This window comes from Nocardia pseudobrasiliensis NBRC 108224 (assembly GCF_001613105.1).
In the GTDB taxonomy this organism is placed as follows: domain Bacteria; phylum Actinomycetota; class Actinomycetes; order Mycobacteriales; family Mycobacteriaceae; genus Nocardia; species Nocardia pseudobrasiliensis.
Window position 1 is genome coordinate 385,908 of record NZ_BDBS01000005.1, and the last position, 19,873, is coordinate 405,780.

Annotated in this window: 18 protein-coding genes; 9 read left to right on the forward strand and 9 right to left on the reverse strand. The window is 66.4% G+C overall.

Annotation, left to right across the window (positions count from 1 at the left end; translation table 11 throughout):
* Positions 1 to 3: 3 nt before the first annotated feature.
* Entirely contained in the window at positions 4 to 237 is a 234-nt protein-coding gene (locus tag NP4_RS39780; protein WP_147287934.1) for a hypothetical protein, read from the reverse strand.
* 497 nt (positions 238 to 734) lie between these two features.
* Here NP4_RS39780 and NP4_RS08685 point away from each other — a divergent pair, with 497 nt between their 5' ends.
* The 3 genes from NP4_RS08685 to NP4_RS08695 all read left to right on the forward strand — a co-directional run bounded on the left by NP4_RS08685 (position 735) and on the right by NP4_RS08695 (position 2,946).
* Entirely contained in the window at positions 735 to 1,634 is a 900-nt protein-coding gene (locus tag NP4_RS08685) for a DUF5753 domain-containing protein (protein WP_067994560.1), read from the forward strand.
* 5 nt (positions 1,635 to 1,639) lie between these two features.
* Positions 1,640 to 1,846 (forward strand): DUF397 domain-containing protein, encoded by a 207-nt coding sequence (locus NP4_RS08690; RefSeq protein ID WP_067994563.1) that lies wholly within the window; start codon positions 1,640 to 1,642, stop codon positions 1,844 to 1,846.
* A 908-nt stretch (positions 1,847 to 2,754) separates the two neighbouring features.
* Positions 2,755 to 2,946 (forward strand): YegP family protein, encoded by a 192-nt coding sequence (locus NP4_RS08695; RefSeq protein ID WP_067994566.1) that lies wholly within the window; start codon positions 2,755 to 2,757, stop codon positions 2,944 to 2,946.
* Between the two features lie 115 nt (positions 2,947 to 3,061).
* On the opposite strand, the gene NP4_RS08700 is transcribed toward NP4_RS08695, so the two are convergent.
* Complete coding sequence (locus tag NP4_RS08700; RefSeq protein WP_067994570.1) at positions 3,062 to 3,532, reverse strand: hypothetical protein; 471 nt, start codon at positions 3,530 to 3,532, stop codon at positions 3,062 to 3,064.
* Between the two features lie 715 nt (positions 3,533 to 4,247).
* Between NP4_RS08700 and NP4_RS08705 the strand changes: the two genes are divergently transcribed.
* Both NP4_RS08705 and NP4_RS08710 read left to right on the forward strand, forming a co-directional pair.
* A complete protein-coding gene (locus NP4_RS08705; RefSeq protein WP_147287936.1) occupies positions 4,248 to 4,937 on the forward strand; it encodes a DUF6304 family protein in 690 nt (229 codons plus the stop codon).
* Positions 4,938 to 5,037: 100 nt separating this feature from the next.
* Positions 5,038 to 5,667: a VOC family protein gene (locus NP4_RS08710; protein ID WP_067994890.1), complete on the forward strand. Its 630-nt coding sequence runs from the start codon at positions 5,038 to 5,040 to the stop codon at positions 5,665 to 5,667.
* An 8-nt stretch (positions 5,668 to 5,675) separates the two neighbouring features.
* Here the strand turns inward: NP4_RS08710 and NP4_RS08715 are convergent, their stop codons facing one another.
* The gene (locus NP4_RS08715) at positions 5,676 to 8,423 is read right to left on the reverse strand and encodes an ATP-binding protein (protein ID WP_245997784.1); all 2,748 of its coding nucleotides are present in this window, start codon (positions 8,421 to 8,423) and stop codon (positions 5,676 to 5,678) included.
* A gap of 159 nt (positions 8,424 to 8,582) precedes the next feature.
* On the opposite strand from NP4_RS08715, the gene NP4_RS08720 reads away from it, so the two are divergent.
* Positions 8,583 to 8,939, forward strand: a complete 357-nt coding sequence (locus tag NP4_RS08720; protein WP_067994577.1) for a VOC family protein — start codon at positions 8,583 to 8,585, stop codon at positions 8,937 to 8,939.
* A 5-nt stretch (positions 8,940 to 8,944) separates the two neighbouring features.
* On the opposite strand, the gene NP4_RS08725 is transcribed toward NP4_RS08720, so the two are convergent.
* The 4 genes from NP4_RS08725 to NP4_RS08740 all read right to left on the reverse strand — a co-directional run bounded on the left by NP4_RS08725 (position 8,945) and on the right by NP4_RS08740 (position 12,928).
* Positions 8,945 to 9,529 (reverse strand): hypothetical protein, encoded by a 585-nt coding sequence (locus NP4_RS08725; protein WP_067994580.1) that lies wholly within the window; start codon positions 9,527 to 9,529, stop codon positions 8,945 to 8,947.
* Positions 9,530 to 9,674: 145 nt separating this feature from the next.
* A complete protein-coding gene (locus NP4_RS08730; protein ID WP_114755608.1) occupies positions 9,675 to 11,057 on the reverse strand; it encodes a lipase family protein in 1,383 nt (460 codons plus the stop codon).
* 111 nt (positions 11,058 to 11,168) lie between these two features.
* A complete protein-coding gene (locus NP4_RS08735; protein ID WP_067994585.1) occupies positions 11,169 to 12,083 on the reverse strand; it encodes an anti-sigma factor RsbA family regulatory protein in 915 nt (304 codons plus the stop codon).
* A 164-nt stretch (positions 12,084 to 12,247) separates the two neighbouring features.
* Positions 12,248 to 12,928, reverse strand: coding sequence for a DUF8020 domain-containing protein (locus NP4_RS08740; protein WP_067994894.1), 681 nt, complete (start codon positions 12,926 to 12,928; stop codon positions 12,248 to 12,250).
* A 194-nt stretch (positions 12,929 to 13,122) separates the two neighbouring features.
* Between NP4_RS08740 and NP4_RS08745 the strand changes: the two genes are divergently transcribed.
* Positions 13,123 to 13,641, forward strand: coding sequence for a hypothetical protein (locus NP4_RS08745; RefSeq protein WP_067994588.1), 519 nt, complete (start codon positions 13,123 to 13,125; stop codon positions 13,639 to 13,641).
* Between the two features lie 56 nt (positions 13,642 to 13,697).
* On the forward strand, positions 13,698 to 14,777 hold the full coding sequence (locus NP4_RS08750) for a fatty acid desaturase family protein (protein ID WP_067994592.1): 1,080 nt from the start codon (positions 13,698 to 13,700) through the stop codon (positions 14,775 to 14,777).
* Here NP4_RS08750 and NP4_RS08755 read toward each other — a convergent pair.
* Positions 14,731 to 16,917 (reverse strand): MMPL family transporter, encoded by a 2,187-nt coding sequence (locus tag NP4_RS08755; protein WP_373863818.1) that lies wholly within the window; start codon positions 16,915 to 16,917, stop codon positions 14,731 to 14,733. The two genes, NP4_RS08750 and NP4_RS08755, sit on opposite strands and share 47 nt — an antisense overlap.
* 23 nt (positions 16,918 to 16,940) lie before the next feature.
* Positions 16,941 to 18,143, reverse strand: coding sequence for a flavin-containing monooxygenase (locus NP4_RS42485; protein ID WP_067994596.1), 1,203 nt, complete (start codon positions 18,141 to 18,143; stop codon positions 16,941 to 16,943).
* Between the two features lie 389 nt (positions 18,144 to 18,532).
* Between NP4_RS42485 and NP4_RS08765 the strand changes: the two genes are divergently transcribed.
* On the forward strand, positions 18,533 to 19,834 hold the full coding sequence (locus NP4_RS08765) for a lipase family protein (protein ID WP_169813694.1): 1,302 nt from the start codon (positions 18,533 to 18,535) through the stop codon (positions 19,832 to 19,834).
* Positions 19,835 to 19,873 lie beyond the last annotated feature (39 nt).

The following is a 19,873-nucleotide window of genomic DNA, read 5'->3' on the forward strand; positions in this document are numbered from 1 at the left end:
CCTTCAATTCAGGCCCGGCCCGTAGACACAGATCGTGCAGTCTTCGGGCGAGTCGTAGGGGTGCAGGTGTCCCAGCCGGATCAACGCCAGCCAGCACGCCCGCTTCATCTCGCACGTATCGAACGCGCACTCGGCGTGCTCGACCCGCTTCAATTCGCTGTGCATCTCGGCGGCGCTCATGGCCGAAGCAGGGGGCCGATGCGACACACCCGGAACCGTCTCGGTGCCCATGGTCACGACCTCGTCCCCGGGCCACCTCCGCGCGCCCGACGTTCAGCCTCGACCAGACGCGCACGAGCCTGACACTTCAAGGGGCACAACGAAATTGAGCATCCGATATGAGCTTCCATAACGACACGCGCGTACGTGGTTGTCATTACGGGCACTGCATCGTGGTTGGTCACTGGAAGTCCGTTGACTGTCACTTCCAATCACCTCCAAATCCGTTGGGTGTCTTGTTGGTTCCCCCGATAGCCGGGGCCGCCTCCGCTCCGCCCCCGGGGCAGTTTCGTGGGCACGATGTGACGGTGAAGGCGGAGTGGTTGGTACTTCCCGGCCACCGGGGTCGGGTCCAAGTAGACACCTAAAATTACAACTGGACCGTCCAATACGGGCAGTCCGTGAAATATACTGAGACGTCCATGTTGGACCGGCCCAGTAAGGCCCGGACCGATACGAATGGGTCCAGTACGGATAGGTTCAGTACGGGCCACGACAGACGGTGAGGCAAAGCTATGGCTGGTGGTTCTACCCTTCCCCGACGTGCCCTCGGTCGACGCCTCCGCGAGCTACGACTGAAGGCGAAGAAAAGCCAGCTAGCAGCCGGGTTGGCTATTGACGTGTCCAAACAGGGAATCGGCCGAATGGAAGATGGTCAGCCGGTCAGGATCAGCACCCCACAGTACCGAGACCTGCTCGATTTCTACGGCGCTGATGAACACGCAAAGGCGGAGGTTATGGGCCTTGTCCAGGAGGTTAAAGCCTCCAAGGGCGATCCGTCCGGGGTTTGGTGGCGGGCATACGCCGACGTTGTGAACCCACATTTCGACCACTTCATGAGCCTGGAACAGGCGGCAAGCCGGATGACAACGTTTCAACTGACGTTGCTCCCCGGATTGCTTCAGACCGCGGCCTATCGCCGCTGGATCATGCGAACAACCGATCCGCTCATGTCTGCGGTGGACGCGGAGCGGCAACTGGAACTGATCGCGCGGAGGCAACGTCGGTTGACCGAAGATCCTGACTTCGCACTGACTGTGCTGCTGTCCGAGGCGGCGCTGAGACACCAGACCGGCGGCCGTGCCGTCATGGCCGAACAAGCTCGACATCTGCTGACAGCAGGGGAGTTGCCGAACGTGACTATCCGAGTAATCCCGTTCGACGGCGGCCCGCACCCGGGGTTGGTTGTCCAGTCATTCACCCTGTTCGAGTTTCCGCCGCTCCATGCCAGTCGTTCGCCGGAACCTCCCGTGGTATTCGTCGAGGGTTTCACGGGCGCGTTGTTCCTGGAGGAGGAGGACAGCGCCGTCAGCACTGTGATCGAGCGCCACCGCAAGGCGATAGACGAGATCAGCCAGGTAGCGTTGAGTGTGGATGCCACCAGGCTTCTGGTGCAGGAGATCGCAGAGGAGTAGGCCGCGTGACCAGGGACTCGTCCGGCGCGACTTGGTACAAGAGCAGTTACAGTCAGTCTGGTGGGGATTGTGTGGAGACAGCGTTCTTCGAGAGCGGTCTGGTGGGGGTCCGTGACTCGAAAAATCCGGGCGGCCCGGCGCTGATGTTCGCGCCGAGTGAGTGGGACGCCTTTACCGCGCGCGTGAGGCGTGGCGAGTTCGATTGGCACTGAGCCGTTTTCGATTTGATAAGCCCTCAGCCGTGCTGAGGGCTTAACTCTGGGTCCACCGAAACTGCACTGGCTTCGGCCCGACAGGTGAACGCGACCCGCACTTTCCGGTCAGGTTGGTTCGAGGGGCGTCCGCCGTTGCTGAAGGGTAAGCAGCAAGTGGTCGACAGTCACGATCGGTGCAAGCAGCAGGGGTCGTGCTCGGCGTCGGCAAGCAGTTGCGCTGCGAACGCGCGTGCGGAGAGATACCCCGCCTCCTCCGCCCGCCACGCCAGGACCTACGCTGCTTGATCGGCACCGATCCGGAAGACCCATCTGAGATTGCCCATATGTAGCGGGCGTTTTCGCCGGGACGTGACGCGGGTATAAGGACGGCCTTCACCGTGTCGGCCAGTGCGCGCTCGGTGAGGTCTTTGGGGATGTATCCGGCGGCGAGTGGTCGAGCACGCCGTCGATCACACAGGTGCGGTAGAACCCGCGCATCCAGCCGACGTAGCGTTCGATCTCGGGCCCGGCTCATCGCCAGCGGGGTGAGGTGACGCTCGGTGCACCACAGGAAGTACAGGCGCAGATCCGAGCCGCAGTGCTCCCGGGAAGTCCCGGTGTACCGGGCCAGGTAGCCGGCTGAGGCCAGCCGCAGCACGAGGTCGTAACCAGCGAAGGTGACATCGATGTCGGGTGAGGTAGCCATCTCCTGACGATCCGCGCACCTGCAGCGACCGAGGATAGCTTGTGCGCACGCCGCATGTGCGTATGTTGGCACGGGGCCGCTTTTCCTTACCGACCCTGGTTGCGATGGGCGCACCTTGTTGATTGCTGTTCGATAACCAGATGGCACCTCCGGTAGCGTTGATCACCTACCGTCGGAGGGTCAGGTGCTATCCAGATCAACAAGAGCTGAGGTAACTGGCATGGCTGCGAAATTCGAGATCTACCAGGACAAGTCCAACAAGTACCGATTCCGACTCAAGGCCACCAACGGCGAGATCATTGCCGTTGGTGAAGCGTATGAGTCCAGGGCTGCGTGCAAGAACGGCATCGAGTCAATCAAAAAGAACGCGCCGACCGCAGAGATCGTCGACCAGACCCCAGCCGGGGTCTGACGATTCCGATCCGCGAGCTCGGTCCGGCCACTGCCCGCCGGACCGAGTGATCGCGCGCCCAGCGGCATGAGCGTGCACTCTCTGGCCGATCGGACGACCAGAGAGTGCACATCGTCTAGAAATCGATAGAGCAAATGAGCCCTTCACGTATGTACGCGACCATGTGCTCGACCGCAGACCTGTCGCCCATCACCGCGGCCACCTGGCCCGGCTTCTGGACCACCAGCAGGATCTTGTTGTCCTGCAGCGGACAGAAGAACAGTAGGCCGGTGGCGACAGGTTCATACTCTGCGTCGCGGTCCTCGAGGGTGTTGTAGAACTTCACGTCAACGGCTCTGGTGCAGGCACGTTTGGTGCCCGCCAGTGTTATCGCCGGGGGGTTGGTGGCGGTGGCACCGGCAAAGGCCGAGTTGAATGTTCCACCCTGCACGGTCATCGCACTAGCGGGGACTCCAGGGCCCAAGGCCAGAATCTCGTTCTCCGCTGGCTGCCCGTCGAAGCTGAGGGCGGCGGCGTCGATTCCGTCGTGGCCGGGGTTGAACATCCTGGACAAGTAATCGACCCAAGCGGCCCGTCCGTCAGTCATGGCGACACCTTTCGCTAGTCCGTCCAGCACGCCTGGCCGCCTCGCCAGACGCGCCGACGACGGCAAATCCTTTGCCGAACAACGCTGTTCAGCCCCTCAGTCAAGGTAGCGGCGGTCGGCGCGCTGTGTGATCCGATCGCATCAAAGTTTTAGATCAGCATCGGCCCTGTAACTCGGCTGGCCACCGCTGAACCCTCCGACTGCACGGAATTCGGCATTACCGATTACTTGCGTCGGCTATAGCCAGAGACGGTATGTTCCTGCCACCGCCGGTCCTCTGATCAGGCACACCAATGAATTGGGCGCGATGGGATGCCGTAGGTCTCAGGCTTGGCGCACAGGGGCGCGAAACCGTCGAGAGTTCCTGATTAACACCGCCCTGTCCGGCTGCTGACCTGTCCTGCTCATGAATCGAACCTGCGACGGGGAGTGGACTGCCGACGCTACGTCGACGATCCCCTGCGGCGGCGGTTCACGCCGACATCCGCGGAAATCAGCAGTTCAGGGCGCGTCCGGGTTTGTGTGGATGCTGTTCGTGCCGCCCCGGGGGCACTACGAAACGGCTGGTAGGTCGGCATGCCCGGCCTTGACCTGCGCGATCGTGGTGCCCTCAGTCCGCAGTTGGTCCGCAGCAGTCCGCGCGCCACTCCTGCATGCCGGGACATAACGTCCCAAGGTTCTACCGGGTTGCCGAGGTCGCGGCTTGCTGCGCACCATGAGAACCATGGTGGTCGGCATGCCGTTGCAGTCCTTCCCCGGCAGTTACGTCGATGACCGTGGCGTCGAATCCATTGTGTGGCAATTCGTGCCCGTGGAGGCGGACGTCACGCACGCGCGCAGCTTCTACATCCGAACCGTCATTCGTGGAATCTCCTTGGCGGGAGGGGCCTTCGACGGTCTCGAACCCGACGACGCTCGTGCCGCCGCCGGGGTGCTGCCGCTGTCGAACGATACCGACGACAGGTACGCATGCGAACTGCGCCGGTGCGTGCTGCATGCGGACCTGCCGTGCGCGGTGGAGGTGAGCGGCAATCGTCGCTCCACTATCGTGCGGTTCAGCGTCGATCTACGGGCCGACCGACCACCCCTGAACCAGCATTTCGCGATGGACTTGGACGGTACGACCTACGAGGTGGACGTCGACGGGGGCCTCGACGATGGCCTGGGCCGCCTCCAGAACGACTTCCCACCCACCATCCGCCTGATCTGCTGTCACACCTGCCAATTCGCTGGCTACTCGCCGTATATCGGCTACGACATGATCGGCATCAACTGCCACCGCGAAGCGAAAACCCGCTACCTCGCCGTCCGCTCCAAACACGACTACAAACCCGACCTGATCACGGAGGAAGTACCGGAAAACCACCTGTGTCCGGAATACCGATACCGCACCCCCGCCACCTGATTCAGGCTGTCGTCCACAACCGTCACCGAGCGTGGCTCAGTGGTCTGTTCCGTGGTCGGCACGGATGTCACCCGGGCGGCCCGTGCCTAGCGTTATGGGCATGGAAAACACCACGAAGACCAGCACCGATATCAACATTCAGCTCGAGGTGGCCGATCCCGCGGCCGCGGCGGCGAGCTATGCGGCCGCGTTCGGATTGGGGGATCGGATCGGGTTCCGGGCCTCGCAGGCGCCTACTTCCGGGTTCCGCGGATTCCTTTTGTCCCTGGTGGTGTCGCAGCCGTCCACTGTCGACAGTCTCGTCGGCACCGCAATCGAGGCCGGGTTCACCGTTCTCGCTCCCGCGAAGAAGAGTCTGTGGGGCTACGGTGCGGTGTTGCAGGCGCCGGACGGGACGGTGTGGAAGGTCGACACCTCGAAGAAGAAGGATGTGGGTCCGTTCACCCGGGAGATCGACAACCTGGTTCTGCTGCTGGGTGTGGCGGATGTGAAGGCCAGCAAGCAGTTCTATGTCGATCGCGGGCTGACGGTGGCGAAGAGTTTCGGCGGCAAGTACGCCGAGTTCGAGAACCAGGGCTCATCGGTCTCGTTGGCGATGTACCCGCGTAAGGCGGCCGCCAAGGATGCCGGGATGTCCCCGGAGGGCAGCGGATCGCATCGCATCGTCATGGACAGCGGTATCGGTGCGTTCGTCGATCCGGACGGGTTCGTATGGGAGGCGACGGCCTGAGTGGGTGGTCAGGCCGTGCGGTCGGCGGCGAGGGCCGGACTGCGCGCGGATTGGTAGGGGCAGTGGGCGCGTTCGAATTCCGCCGCGAGGGCGGGCAGGCGGTCGAGGTCGTCATCGAGCAGGGCGGCGGCCCGCTCGACGATCGCAGCGGCTATCGGGTTGCCGGACACCGTGGTCCGGGCCGCGGCAATGAAGCCGCGCGCATCCGGATGGCCGACCAGGACGGCGGCCTCGGCGCGCAGGGCGACATACCAGTGCCGCCAGATCCAGATGGCGCGCTCGTCGAATGCGTCCGGCTCGGTGGCCAATTCGGCCAGTGCCTGTTCGGGACGGCCGCGGTCGAGCAGCACGATGGCGTCGAAAACCGAGCGGTAGGCGGACCGATGATCGGACGCGCCGTCGAGGGTGTCCACGATGGTCAGCCATTCGGCACGCGCGGCGTCATCGCCGCGCAGGCCGTGGGCCATCGCGACCGCCGCGGCGGCCGGGGCGAGACCGGGGGCATAGGGACGCCCGGACAGTTCCCAGGCGTCGACGAATCGTCCACTGCCGGTGAGCACTTCCTCGAGATTGCCCGCCAGGGCGTCCGCGATCAGGAGCGCGGAGGTGGCGAAATCACCGCGCTCGGCCAGCAGCGGCAGATCGCGCAATTGTTCGGCCCAGCGCCGAGTGCTCCGAAGGTCGCCGACCCCGATACCGATCTCGGCCGCCTCGGACAACGCGTCGACATGTTCGAGGGCGCTGGCCGGAGTGTGTGGCATGGCGGTCACCAAAGCGACGCGCCGATAAGAGGTTTCGGCGGTGGCGAAGATATCCCCGGCCCAGCATTGTGCCGCGGCGAGGGCATCGAGGGCCGCGCTGCGCATGAGCGGATCGCCGGTGCGATCAGCCAGATCCACCGCGCGCTGAGCGCGCGAGAGTGCAACGAGGACAGCGGTTTCCGATTCGAAGGCACCCGAGATATCGGCGAGCACCCCGCATTCGGCGAGGGCCACGGCGGCCAGTGCGGTCGGGTCCGCACCGGCCAGTTCGCGCGCCCGCGAGAGCAGTTCCGCGGTCTCACCCGCCGCGACCGGCTGTGCGAAGGTGTCGGACATGCGGTGGACGGTACTCGCCGCGGTCGCCAGATCTCGCGCCGCCGACGCGGGATCGTCTGCGCCGAAGGCGATTTCGGCGGCGGCGCGATACAGACGGTACATATCCTCGCCGCGCATCCGGCACCCGGCCGCCTCGGCGGCATGCCGTAATGCTGCCGAGGCCGCGATCGGGTCGTCGGTCAGATCCGCCGCCTGCTCGTAGCGACGCTGGGATTCTCCGATCAGATTTCGATTGAAAGCCAACCGCGCCAAGGAAATCGACAGCGCGTATGCGTCGCTCCGCCGCTCGGGCAGCGCCGCAGCCCAGGCCAGGGCCGCGCGCATATCGTCGGCGGCGGCATCGAACGCCCCGTGCCGGTCGGGAGTCGCCGACGCGGGTTCGGCGAGCAGTTTCGTGGCGGTCTCGACACACCAATTCAGATGGCGCGCAAGCACTTCGTCGAGTTCACCGGCGGTATCCAGTTCCTCGCGTTCGTATTGGCGGATGGTCTCCAATGCCCGGTATCGGGTACCGCGCGCGGAACGCACCACCGTCAGCAGACTCTGTTCGGTGAGCCGGGCCAGCCCGTCGGCGACCGCGATCCGATCCGAACTCGACGATCCGGCCACCGCCATGGCATCCGCCGCGGTGAACGGCGCGACGAATACCGAGATGCGCCGCAGTACGCACCGATCCTCGGCGGTCAGCAGCGCCTGACTCCAATCCAGCATGGCCCGCACGGACCGATGCCGTTCGTCGGCGCGACGGCCACCGACCAGCAATCGCAATGGATCCGCGAGGCTCGCGCCCAGTCCGTCGAGACCGAGGGTGGGCAGCCGGGCGGCCGCGAGTTCGATGGCCAGCGCCAATCCGTCGAGGCGACCGCAGATCTCGTGCACCCGATCCAGCTGCTCGGCCTCCACGGGCCAGCCGAGCGCTTCGGCGCGGTCCAGAAACAGGGCCACGGCGTCGTCGCCGAGCGACAGCGGCGGCACCGTGAAGACCTGCTCGAACGGCACCATGAGCCGCGCCCGGCTGGTGGCCAGCACGGTTACGTTCGGGCAGTTCGCGAGCAGGTGCTCGATGAACGGGGCGACCGCGTCGCGCAGATGTTCGCAGTTGTCGAGCACCAGCAGCACCCGGCGTTCGCCCAGCGTGGTTGATACCGAGTCGTCGAGACCGCGTCCCTGCTGTTCCCCGAGTCCCAATGTCCGCGCGACCGCGGCCGCGACCATCGCCGGATCGGTCACCGGCACCAGGTCCACAAACCATGCGCCGCCGATGAATTCGGCGGAAAGGTCCGCGGCGACGGCCAATGCCAGCCGCGTCTTGCCGACGCCCCCGGGTCCCAGTGCGGTCACATGCCGATGTGCCCGCACGGCCTCGCGCAGCGCGGCGCGTTCACGCTCGCGGCCGACGAACGAGGTCAGCGGCGAGGGCAGTACGGCCGTCGCCGCGCCGATCTCCGCGACCCGGTCGAATTCGGCGGCCCGTCCGGCCAGCGCCCGCCGATCCGTCACCCCGACCTTGCGCAGCAGGGAGGACACATGGGTCTCCACGGTGCGCACCGAGATGAACAGCTGCGCGGCGATTTCGGCATTGCTGCGATATTGCCCGACCAGGGCGAGCACCTCGGCCTCACGATCCGAGATCCCGGCGGCCAACTTCGACTTCGACACGTCCACATTCTCACGTACGCCCATTTCGCTTGCGCGGGAACGCCCGGGCGCATCTCTCAGTGTCACGTTCCGTGGTCAGCACGGATGTCGCGGCAGCGCATCGGAAATACCGTAATACCCGTACCGAACAGCACGAATGCGAAGATTCGAGGAGCATCCATGACCGCCACCGCAGCCAAGGGCATCAAGACCGTGCTGCATCCCGTCTCCGACCTGGCCGCGGCCACGGCCGTGTACACCGCGCTGCTCGGCGTGCCGCCGCAGATCGAGGGCACCTATTACGTCGGCTTCGAGCTCGACGGGCACCACATCGGCCTGGTGCCCGACGGCGGTCCGCAGGCCATCACCACCCCGGTCATCTACTGGGAGGTATCCGATATCGAGGCCAAACTGGCCGAACTGATCGCCGCTGGCGCGACGGTGCAGCAGGCCCTGCGCGATGTCGGCGAGGGTCGCCGGGTCGCCGAGGTCCTCGACCCCGACGGCAACATCCTCGGCCTGCTCCAGGATCGCTGAACCACTCAGGGCGGCGGCGTCCACGTCTCCAGATCGGTGAAATCCGGCGGGGTTTCGGCGGCGCGCCGGGTGGCCAGGGCCGTGGACTGTCGGCGGGCCGTGCGGCGGGTGGACCAGCCGAAGAATTGGATATCGGCGCGCATGGCCTGGATGCAGACGTCGAGTTCGGGTTTGATGTCGTACCGGAACGGCAGGGTGATCGCCATCTGGACGTCCTCGGAGACCAGGGGTTGCTGCCAGGCCCATTTGCGGTAGACGCGGCCGAATGTTCGACATCGTTCCCACAGCGCGCGGTAGGCCGCGGCGGTCTCGGGGGATTCGAGTTCGAGCCAGCCCAGATGGAATCCGATGCCGCTGATGATCTCGCCGTGTTGTCTGTCGAGTGCGGTACGGGTCGCGGCGCTCGAATCGAGCCGTCGCACAACCCGATACGGCACCTCCTGGTACTGGCGGATCGTGCGCAGGGCCTCGGCGTACGCCTTCGAGCGTCGCTCCCGGCGAGCCGCCATCTGATTGACGACGTAACCGGTGAGGGCCGCGGACGCGGCGATGACCGCGGTGAGGATTCCGACGATCGCGGTCGCGTTCATGGTTCAACCATTCTCGCAACCCGAGCCCCATCCGTCCGCCGTTCGGCAAGGAAGGTGCATTGGGGTCTTCCTTCCAGCCGAAAGGGGCATGCGCCCCGGAGGTCGAACGGGCGGTGGCGGTTCCTGGCCTACCGCCCGGCGCTGCTCACCGCCCGACCGGCAACCCCAGCAGCGTCGTGAGCACCGCCCCGGCGCCGAAGCCCAGATTATTCAGCGCACCGGCATCGAGCAGTGTCGACGGCGGCGTCCGATAGTCGCAACCCTGTTGTGCCGGTTGGCCGTTCATGCGATCGGTGAGCCAGGCGAGTGCGTCGGGCGCGCCCAGGACCGCGAAGTTGCCGTGCGGGCTGATCAGTGGCGGGAACAGGTCGCGGCGGTAGGTGATCGAGGCGCCGTGGGTGCAGTAGGCGTCGGCGAGGCCGTCGGCTCCGGTGATGGTGCTGATCTCGTCGCTGACGCTGTTGTAGAGGTAGACCGGGGCCGTGGGGGTGCGGCGGCCGAGGGTGCGTTCCTCGACGGTCCGCGCGACGACCGGGTCGGCGAGCAGTTCGGCGAACGGGACGCGGACGTAGTGGGTGAAGTCGGGGAGTGAGAGATGGTGCACGAGTTCGTAGAGGCTGGTGTCGAGGACCGCCTGGGTGGTGCAGCGGTCGGCGGCATGGTCGATCAACGCCAGGCCCTCGGGGGTGACCGAACGTTCCAATACGGCACGGAATTCGGGGGAGTCCTTGGCGATCGCGGCGACGGCGATGGGGATCAGGCCGCCGAGTAGTCCGCCGTTGGCGGCGAGCAGTCCGGCCTTCAGATCGGCGACGGGGGCGCCGATCGCCGCGCCGACGATATTCAGTTCGGGTGCGTATTCCGGCTGCATCTCCGCGGTCCAGGCGGTCGCGATACCGCCGCCGGAGTAGCCCCACAGGCTGACCGGCGTGCTCTCGCCCGCGAGGCCGAGCGGGGCGAATCGTTCGGCGGCGCGAACACCGTCGAGTACGACGTAGCCGGGTTCGCGCGGGGTGGCGAAGCGATTCTCCCGGCCGCCCTGATCGGGTATGGCCACCGCCCAGCCCTTGGCCAGACCCGTTGCGGCCAAGAGGATTTCGGCGGCGGGATTACCGCTGGTGATCGGCCCGGCCGGATCGGTGAGGTCGATCGGGGCGCTCTGCTGGAGCTGGTAGGAGGCGCGGCACATGCCGGCGATCGCGTCGACGGCGGTCTGGTACGACAGCAGCGGCCGTGGTCCGGTGGCGCCCTCGGGAATCATCACGGTGGTCACCGATGTATACGGCTTGTTGTCGAAATCTGTTGTGCGGTAGAGCAGTTGCCATGCCTGCACGCGCACCGGCAGGAGGTTGAGCGCCGCGATGCGCACCGGACGCGAGCGGAGGATGGTTCCCGGTTCGGCGTTCTCGTAGCCGGGTGGATCCGTGTAGAACGAATCGTTCTGCGGCAGCGGCGGCGCCGCCGTGGCCGTCGCGGACAGTGTCGTCGTCAACCCCAGCAGCAGGGTCGCGACGACGGTGAATGCCAAAAACGCAGGACGAGAAGCTTTTCCGAGCACCACGCCACCCCACAAAAAGAGAATGATAGTTTCCCAAATGTAAGGTGACCGCTGTCACGGTGTCAATGGTGAACGGTCGGTTCAGGCCGCCAGGCGCAGTAGCGCGTAGTGCCGGGTGCCCGCCGTGGTGGTGTGGGTTCGGAACAGATCCGCCAGCTGATGCACCAGAAGCAGTCCGCGCCCGCCGAATTGGCCCGGCTGCGGTGGATGGCGGCCCGCCAGCGGATCGGTGATGTGGCCGAGATCGTGGGTCTCGCAGACCAGATGGTCGCCGTGGCGGTGCAGGCGCAGACAGCAGACGCCGTCGGTATGTTCCAGTCCGTTGGTGACCAGTTCGGTCACGATGATCTCCAGATCCGGAATGCGCTGGGGCGCAAGGCCCAGACGCAGGGCCTTCTCGGACGCGGCGTAGCGGGCGTCCATGACATCGGACGGGGTGGCCACCACCAGATCCGGCAGATCGTCGCTGTCGAACAGTCGCTGGTTGTAGCGGTCGATCACGGCCTCGGGGGCGTAGCGATCGCTGTCGCGCCGAGAGTTGTTCTGCCACAGTTCCGGATGCGTCTCGTGGGCATCGGCCACCGCGACGGGGGACAGCCGCGAGGTGTCGTACGGGCAGACGATCGTGACCTCGCGGCCGACGAAGGCGAAGTTGATCAGCGCCTCGTGCTGCGCGCACGCCGGATACTCCAGTGCGCTGCGCTCGGCCCAGATCGGTTCGCCCACGATCCGGACAGGACGGTCGACATGGGCATCGGCGAACTCGCGCAGCACCGCGGCGATGATCCGGCCCGGATTGCGCCCGGCCTCGCACATGTCGAGCATGGTGATCCGCGCGGCCGCCGCGCCGAGCGCGGAGCGCAGCAGCCGTAATCGACCGGTCGGCAGCGCGACCGCCACCGGGCCCGGCGCCTCGGTCACGAACGGCACGAGCCCGGCGAGGTATTCCTCATCCGACCCGTAGAACAGGGCGGGATGTACGAAGGGTCGAGTCATCCCCGCATCACCACCTTCACCAGGTCCGCAGCACGTGGCCGAGTCTAGACCCGCTCGCTGTGTAGCCTGTCAAGCCTGGATAAGCGGCGACTTCGGGCAAACTACCGGATGTGACGATGCGAAGGTTCCTCATCGCGGCCGCGGCCGCACTGCTGTTCTGAGTCTCAGCTCGTCGCCTGGATCCGCAGGGCGTCGAAGAACCACCAGGCCCCCACGGCCGCAACGGGTATCCCGATGACGACATTGCCGACGACCGCGCCGATCGCCCCGGCCGCGGCCGCGGTGATCAGACAGCCGCCGAGGAATCCGGGCACCGCGAGGACGCCGATGGTGGGTACCGCCGCGGCCGCGCCGACGAGTGCGCCGCCCGCCACGCAGCCGACCACCGCGCCGATGGCCGTGCCCAGCAGGGTGCCCAGGGCCACGCCGAGCCCGACCTGGGTCGCGAAGTTCATGACCGCGGTGTTGAACGCCGGGGACTGGGGATCGATGGCGATCTCGCGCGCGTTCGGATGCGCCACGGGGACAGCGTGTTTCGGATCGGTATCGGGGGTCAGGGTGACCGTGGCGGCGTCGATCGCCGCGCCGATCGGATAGACGGCGTCCTCGCGCCGATAGGTCAGGGGCAGGGTCACCGCCGGTGTGCCCGCGGGATCGCGCAGTTGGAGATTCCCGCCCTCGACCGCCAGGCTGCCCCTGTCCACGGTGAGCACCACGGACCGGTCGACCAGGCGCAGCGAATATCCGATCGTGTCCGGCGTCGGATCGGCGGCAGCGTGCCCGGCCGAGCCGCCGACCGCCGCCACCGCGCAGGCCGCTACCACCGCCGATGTCAGAACCCTCATCAATCCGACCACTTCCTGTTGGGACGAGACGGCACGAATGTGCCGTGGGTGAAGGTCGGCGTCCGAGCGGGGGAAGTTCCGATCGTGAGGGGGATCACCGTCGCGGCGAATGAGAGTATCGTTTCGCTGTGAATTTGCGCGACTGTCTGTGACAGCCGCTGAGATATCCGAACGATCGCGAGAGAGGTGCGTAGATGCTTGTCTCCAGGATTGTTGCGGTAGCGCTGCTGGCCGGTGCGTTCGTCCCGGCGTTCGGAATCGGCCCGGTCTCGGCGGACTCCATGTTCGGCAGCTGTTCGGGCGGGGTGATCAACTGGACCGCCGACAACGGCGGAATCAGCATGTCGCCCAAGGCGACCACCATCGCCTTCGCCGGTGAGGTGAGCGGCTGTACCGGTACCCCCAATGGCATCAGCGGCGGCAGTCTGAGCGGCACCCAGAACGCCTCGGGTGACTGCAATACCGGCGTGACCGGGCCGGTCGACCTCACGGTCAGTTGGAACAACGGGACGACGAGCCGATTGAGCGGCGTCTGGACCGCCCATGCGGCGATACCGGACACCAATGTCGTGAATATCGTCGGCGGCGAGGGCGCCGGGCAGCAGATCGAGATCAATACCACCAACAACCCCACGCCCACCGACGCGGCCGCGTGCTGGGGCGACGGGTTGACCTCCGGATCGCATTCGATCACCGCCGCCTACTTCCGCTGACATCGGCCGACCGGCCGCGTCAGCGCCCGGTCAGAGCCGCTGGTGACAGTGCGTTCATGGCCGGGAACTACGAACAGCTGTTGGCGACGCCCGCGACCGATCCGATCGCCGAATCCGAGCGATCGGCATCGGCCGCGAGCGGTTCGCGATTCCGCCTGCTGCAGAACGATATTCGCGCCGCGGGGTTGCTTGATCCGAGGCGGCGGTACTACCTCGCGAAGTCGATCGGCACCGTCGCGCTGTTCGTGGCGTGCTGGATCGTGTTCGCCCTGCTCGGTTCGTCGTGGTGGCAGCTGGCCGTGGCGTTGGCGCTGTCGTTCTGCTTCGTCCAGATCGGGTTGGTCGGCCACGATATCGGCCACCATCAGGTCACCCGCGACCGCCGCGCGATGGACGTGCTCGGCTATCTGCACTGGAATCTGTTGCTGGGGGCCAGTTTCGACTGGTGGGTCAATCACCACAACCGCCACCACAGCAATCCGAACCATATCGATCGTGATCCGGATATCGTGCGGCGCCGGGCGATCTTCACCGTCGAACAGGCCGCGCGGCCGATGAGCGCGGGTCGGCGGCTGATCATTCGATTCCAGGACAAGGTGTTCTTTCCCATGTCCGCGCTCGAGGCGCTGGGGTTGCGGGCGTTGAGCATTCGCGCCATCGCGACCGGCGCGGTCCGGCGGCCGGGGACGGAAGGGGCGCTGCTGGGCCTGCATCTGCTGTGCTACTTCACTGCGGTTTTCTGGCTGCTCGAGCCGTGGAAAGCCGTGGCGTTCATCGGATTACACCATCTCGCGACCGGCCTGTACGGCGGCTCGATCTTCGCGCCGAATCACAAGGGCATGCCCGTGCGCTCCGAGGCCGAGACCCTGGACTGGATGACCCGTCAGGTGATCACCGCGCGCAATATCCGCGGCGGCCGCGTGGTGGACTATCTCTACGGTGGACTGAACTATCAGATCGAGCACCACCTGTTCCCGTCCATGCCGCAGCCGAATCTGCGCCGGGCCCGGCCCGTGGTGCGGGCGCACTGCCGCACCGCGGGCCTGGACTATTACGAAACCGGGGTGGTGCGAGCGTATTTCGAGATCATTACGCACCTACGACGGGTGAGCCGGCAGGCGCGGACTTGTCGGTGAGTCCATAGCGGCGGTGCCAGCGCGCCAATGGCCTTGGGGCCCACCAGTTCCACGCACCCGCCAGCCGCATGACCGCGGGCACCAACAGGATTCGAATGAGGAACGCGTCCAGCAGCACCGTCACCACCAGCCCGACGCCCAGACCGCGCATGAACGAGACCTGGGCCGTGACGATGGCGGCGAAGACGATGGCCATGACGGTCGCCGCCGCGGTGACGATCCGCCCGGTGCGGGCCAGCCCGAGTGCGACCGCCCGCCGGTTGTCGCCGGTGGCCAGCCATTCCTCCCGCATACGCGACAGGACGAAGATCTCGTAATCCATCGACAATCCGTAGGCGATGCAGATCAGCAGCGGCGGCATGGTCGCATTCGTGTGCCCGGTGGCGACGGTGCCGAGCCCACCGAGGTGGCCGTCCTGGAAGATCCACACCATCGCGCCGAGCGCGGCCGTCAGCGACAGCACGTTCATCAGCAGCGCCTTCACCGGCAGCAGCAGGCTGCCGGTGAACAGGAACATCAGCACGAAGGTCGCCAGCGCGATCAATGCCAGGATCGCCGGTACCCGATCGGTCACCCCGCGCACATTGTCCAGATCGCGCTGCGCCGATCCGCCGAAGAGGGTATCGGCCGGGGCCGCGATATCCTTCAGGTCGTCGAGCTGACGCTTGGCGGCGTCGGAGAACGGGTCCAGGGTGGTGCCGACGGTCAGATACGCGGCGGCCCCGTGGCGCGCGGAGTCGACGGTCGCGGTGCCGAGTCGTGTTCCGCCGGAATAGATTCCGTCCGGCGCGGCCACGCCGGTCACCTGCCGCACCCGCGACAGCGCCGCCGCGTATGCGGCCACCGCCTCGTCACCGGGCGCCGACGGCATGACGATGTAGACCGTCCCCTGGCTGTTCTGCCGGGGAAACTCCGCGCGCAGCAGGTCACCGGTTCGGCGCGCGGACGCCGAGGTGGGCAGGTTCCGGTCGTCGGGGTAGCCCAGGCGCACGCCCAGGAACGGCAGGCCCACGACAACGAACAGGGTCGTCACCACGAGCACCGTCGAAACGGCATGGCGCATGGCGAAATTCGCGGTCCGGTACCAGACGGTGGTCTCGGCGGGCCGGGTGACGGGCTCGGCTCGGCCGATCCGGTCCCCGAGCAGCAGGATGAGCACCGGCGCGACCAGCAGCGCGCCCACGAGACTGAAGGCGACACCCGCGATTCCGGCGTAGGCCAGCGACCGCAGGAAGTACATGGGCAGCACGAGCATGGTCGCGACCACGCAGCCCAGGGTGAGGGCGGAATACGCGACGGTGCGTCCCGCGCTGGTCAGAGTCCGTCGCAGCGCCGCGTCCGGCGGCATCCCCGCACCCCGTTCCTCGCGATAGCGGCTGAGGATGAACAGCGTGTAGTCCACGGCCAGCGCCAGGCACAGCGCGGTCGCCAGATTGACCGCGAATACCGCGACATCGGTCCAGGCGAACAGGATTCGCAGCGCGGCGGCCGTACCCGCGATCGCGAAGGCCGCCACCGCCAGCGGGACCAGCGCCGCGAGGACACCGCCGAAGATCCAGATCAGGGCCGCGAAGGTGAACGGCGTCGCGATGATCTCCAGTTTGATCAGATCCACACGGGACTGCCGATTGATCTCGTACTGCGCCACGGCCTGCCCGCCCGCCGTGACAGTAATATCGTCCGAGGAGCCGATCAGGGGTGCGGCGATATCGTGGGCGCGCACCGGGGCCTGCCGATCGTCGCCGGTGACGCGGGCCGCGATCAGGGCGGTGCGATGATCCGTTCCGATCAGCACCGGCGCGACCGTCGCGGGCGCGGTCCAGTACGAAATCACCTGTGTCGCATACGGAGACGAACGCAGCGCGTCCACCACCGCCAGTCCGCGAGTCCGCGCCTGTGGTGAGTCGGCCCCGGACGGTGAGGTGACGGTGAAAACCAGCGAGGATCCGCCCGCCCCGAACGTCTCGTCGAGTACCTGAGCCGCTCGGGCCGATTCGGAATCGGGAACGTCGTATCCACCGGCGGGCAACTGGGCGCTCACCGGTAGTCCGTACACCGCGGCGGCGGTGACGAACACCCCGAGCCACGCCGCGATCCGCCGCGGAGAACGAAGGACGAACTCGGCGATCCGAGCCAACAGCACGCCTACCTCCAGATTCGTATTCAGCTGTGTGCCAGCGGTTCCGCGACCGGATTCGGCCCGCGGTGGAACACGCGCCGGCGCGTCTCGGTGACGCGGCCGACGCCGGTGACCGCGCGCGCCACAGCCCGCGCGTCGCGAGCGAGATCGGGCAACTGCCCCGACGGCACGCGGTATCCGAGGAAATGGAGGCCGGGAGCGTGGGCCAGCGTCCGACCGCCGTGCACCAGCGGCCGCCCGCCCACCTCGGCGAGTACGCCCAGATGCCCGACCAGTGCGGTCAGATCCGGGCGCTGTCCGGTCGCGGCGATCACGGCATCGGGGCGGATCGCCGATCCGTCGGCGAGCAGCACCCTCGGCCCCGCGAAACCCGTGACCGCCGACACTATTTCGATCGCGCCCGCACTCACCGCCGATACCAGCCCGCGGTCGATCGTGCCCGCGGTGTGCCCGGTGCGGGTCAGGGCCGTGACAATGCCGTGGCGCGGGGCGGACAAGCCGAGGGTGCTCAGATCGCCCCATTGCAGTCGGTGCAGGAGCAGACTGGCCCGGTCCACCGCGGCGTCGGGCAGCGGCCAATGCTTGACCGCCTGGCTCAGCAGCGAGGTCAGCGGGCCGAGGCGAAACAGTAACGGCGGATTGCGGATCGCCATTCGTACCCGGGCCGCGCCGGAGCGCGCCAATTCGACGGCGATATCAATACCGGTGGGCCCGCAACCCACCACCAGCACATCGCGGTTTCGATACGGTCGCGGTCCGCGGTAGTCCCGGGCGTGTGCGAGTCGCCCCGCGAAGCCGTCGGATCCGGGCCAGTCCGGTAGATGCGGCCTGCGGTGCAGGCCGGTCGCCACGATCACCCGCGCGGTCGGGATGTCACCGGCGCTGGTGCGCACGATCCAGTGGTTGCCACTGCGCTCGATACGCTCGGCCCGGATGCCGTAGCGCACGTCGGGATCGAGTGCGCGCACATAGCGGGCGATGTAGTCGAGGAAATCGTCGCGACTCGGCCAGGGTCCGCATGCGGGCGGAAGTCGCATTCCCGGAAGCGAACTCAGCGGCCGCCAGGAATTCATGCGCAGCGACGGATAGTAGCCGTGCCAGGTGGAACACGGGCGATCGGAGCATTCCAGGAGCATCGGGCGCGCGCCCGCCTCGGTCAGGGTCCAGGCCGCGGCGAGCCCGGCGGGTCCGGCACCGATCACCACGGGAGGATGCGGATCGGTCACTCGGATATGACAACCTGGGCATCTGAAATTCCACTGACATCTTCGAATCATTGCTGACAGGTAGCTGAATATTGGTGACGGCGTATCCGGCAACCCGTTTCTGGTTGGAAATTCCTAATATCAACCGGCAGCTGATAATTCGCCGTGGTGTGTCGCCGGTAAATTGCCATACGGGTGCTAGGGTCTAGCGCGACCTCGAACTCATCGAACCTCCATGCACATCTGCGAAGGAAGGTTGAATGTTCACGATGCGTAATAGGCGGCATCGGTACGGGTTTGCGTTGACTGCGATAGCGGTCGTTCAGGTTGCGCTCGCTACCATTGCCAACGCCGACCCCTCGTGCCCGTGTATGCCGGATCGCCCGGCGCCGGTTTCCGACAATCCGGATATGTATACCGGGCCGATCCAGCCGCTGCTTCCGTTCCCGCAGCCGCCGTCGCCACCGGAATTCGACCCGTTCTATCGTCCCGATCCCGCGCGGTTCGTGGATCTGAAGCCGGGCCAGATCATCGCGGCGCGACAGGTGAATTTCGCCGGTATCGGCGTTATCCCCTTGGACGTCGAGGCGTGGCAGCTGTCGTTCCGTTCGAACAACAGCCGTGACGAACCGATCGCCGCGGTGACCACGGTGGTCAAGCCGCATATCGGTCCCAACCCGCGCAAGCTGCTGTCCTATCAGGTGCCGGAGGACTCGCTCGCGAATTACTGTGCGCCGTCCTACAATTTCCAACTCGCGTCGGTCCCGGGTAACTACATGGGCCAGATCGAACCGGCCGCTGAGATGCTTCAGCCGTTCCAGCAGGCGCTTCGGCAGGGCTGGAATATGAACATTCCCGACCATCAGGGTCCCAATTCGGCCTTCTACGCCGGGCCGCTGGGCGGGCGGATCACGCTCGACAGCATTCGGGCGGCCGAGAACTTCTATCCGATGGATCTCGACGGTCGGCACACGCCGGTCGTCATGCAGGGACATCTGGGCGGCGGACCGCCCACGCAATTCGCGGCGGAACTGCATCACGATTACGCGCCGGATCTGAATCTCAAGGGCGCGGCGGTCAACAGCCCGCTGTCGGATCTGGCCGGACTGGTCGCGCACAACAGCGGAAATCTCGCGGGCCCGTCCATCTTCGACGCCATGGTCGGCATCTCTCGGGAGTATCCGGATTTCGGCCGGTACCTCGACGAGCACATGGACGGCGTGGGCAAGGCGATCCGGGATGTCCACGGCGTGGTGTGCATGGGATGGGCGGGCATCGCCCCGCCCTATCAGAACTACATGGGATCACTGCCGCCCAATGTGTTCGACGACCCGGCCGTCAAGCACGCGATGGACGAGAACCGCTACGGCAATCAGCAGCCGGACATCCCGATGTACTACTACCAGCCTGCGCTGGACTGGGTGATGCCCACGCCGCTGGTGGACGACTTCATCAACACCACCTGTCGGGACCATCCGGATGCGAGCATCCACTATGTCCGCGATCACGCCAGTGAGCTCCTCACGATTCCCTATGTGGCCCAACCATCGATCGATCGCTGGTTGACCGAGAGGGTCGACGGAATACCCGCCCCCGAGGGCTGTTCGGTCAGCGATGTCGCGACCATGGCATCGCCCAACAATGCGAACGGTGATCAGGGCGGCGACGCCGCCCCGATGCCGGATGCCGTCGAGCGGAGCAACGGAAACTAGGCAGTCCATCGAAAAAGGGTCCGGCCGGGTTCGCCCGGC

Excerpts from the sequence above, each read along its gene's own strand:
- NP4_RS08685 (WP_067994560.1), top strand. The coding sequence starts at position 735 with ATGGCTGGTGGTTCTACCCTTCCCCGACGTGCCCTCGGTCGACGCCTC.
- NP4_RS08695 (WP_067994566.1), top strand. The coding sequence starts at position 2,755 with ATGGCTGCGAAATTCGAGATCTACCAGGACAAGTCCAACAAGTACCGA.
- NP4_RS08700 (WP_067994570.1), bottom strand. The coding sequence starts at position 3,532 with ATGACTGACGGACGGGCCGCTTGGGTCGATTACTTGTCCAGGATGTTC.
- NP4_RS08705 (WP_147287936.1), top strand. The coding sequence starts at position 4,248 with ATGAGAACCATGGTGGTCGGCATGCCGTTGCAGTCCTTCCCCGGCAGT.
- NP4_RS08710 (WP_067994890.1), top strand. The coding sequence starts at position 5,038 with ATGGAAAACACCACGAAGACCAGCACCGATATCAACATTCAGCTCGAG.
- NP4_RS08720 (WP_067994577.1), top strand. The coding sequence starts at position 8,583 with ATGACCGCCACCGCAGCCAAGGGCATCAAGACCGTGCTGCATCCCGTC.
- NP4_RS08725 (WP_067994580.1), bottom strand. The coding sequence starts at position 9,529 with ATGAACGCGACCGCGATCGTCGGAATCCTCACCGCGGTCATCGCCGCG.
- NP4_RS08735 (WP_067994585.1), bottom strand. The coding sequence starts at position 12,083 with ATGACTCGACCCTTCGTACATCCCGCCCTGTTCTACGGGTCGGATGAG.
- NP4_RS08740 (WP_067994894.1), bottom strand. The coding sequence starts at position 12,928 with ATGAGGGTTCTGACATCGGCGGTGGTAGCGGCCTGCGCGGTGGCGGCG.
- NP4_RS08745 (WP_067994588.1), top strand. The coding sequence starts at position 13,123 with ATGCTTGTCTCCAGGATTGTTGCGGTAGCGCTGCTGGCCGGTGCGTTC.
- NP4_RS08750 (WP_067994592.1), top strand. The coding sequence starts at position 13,698 with ATGGCCGGGAACTACGAACAGCTGTTGGCGACGCCCGCGACCGATCCG.
- NP4_RS08765 (WP_169813694.1), top strand. The coding sequence starts at position 18,533 with ATGTATACCGGGCCGATCCAGCCGCTGCTTCCGTTCCCGCAGCCGCCG.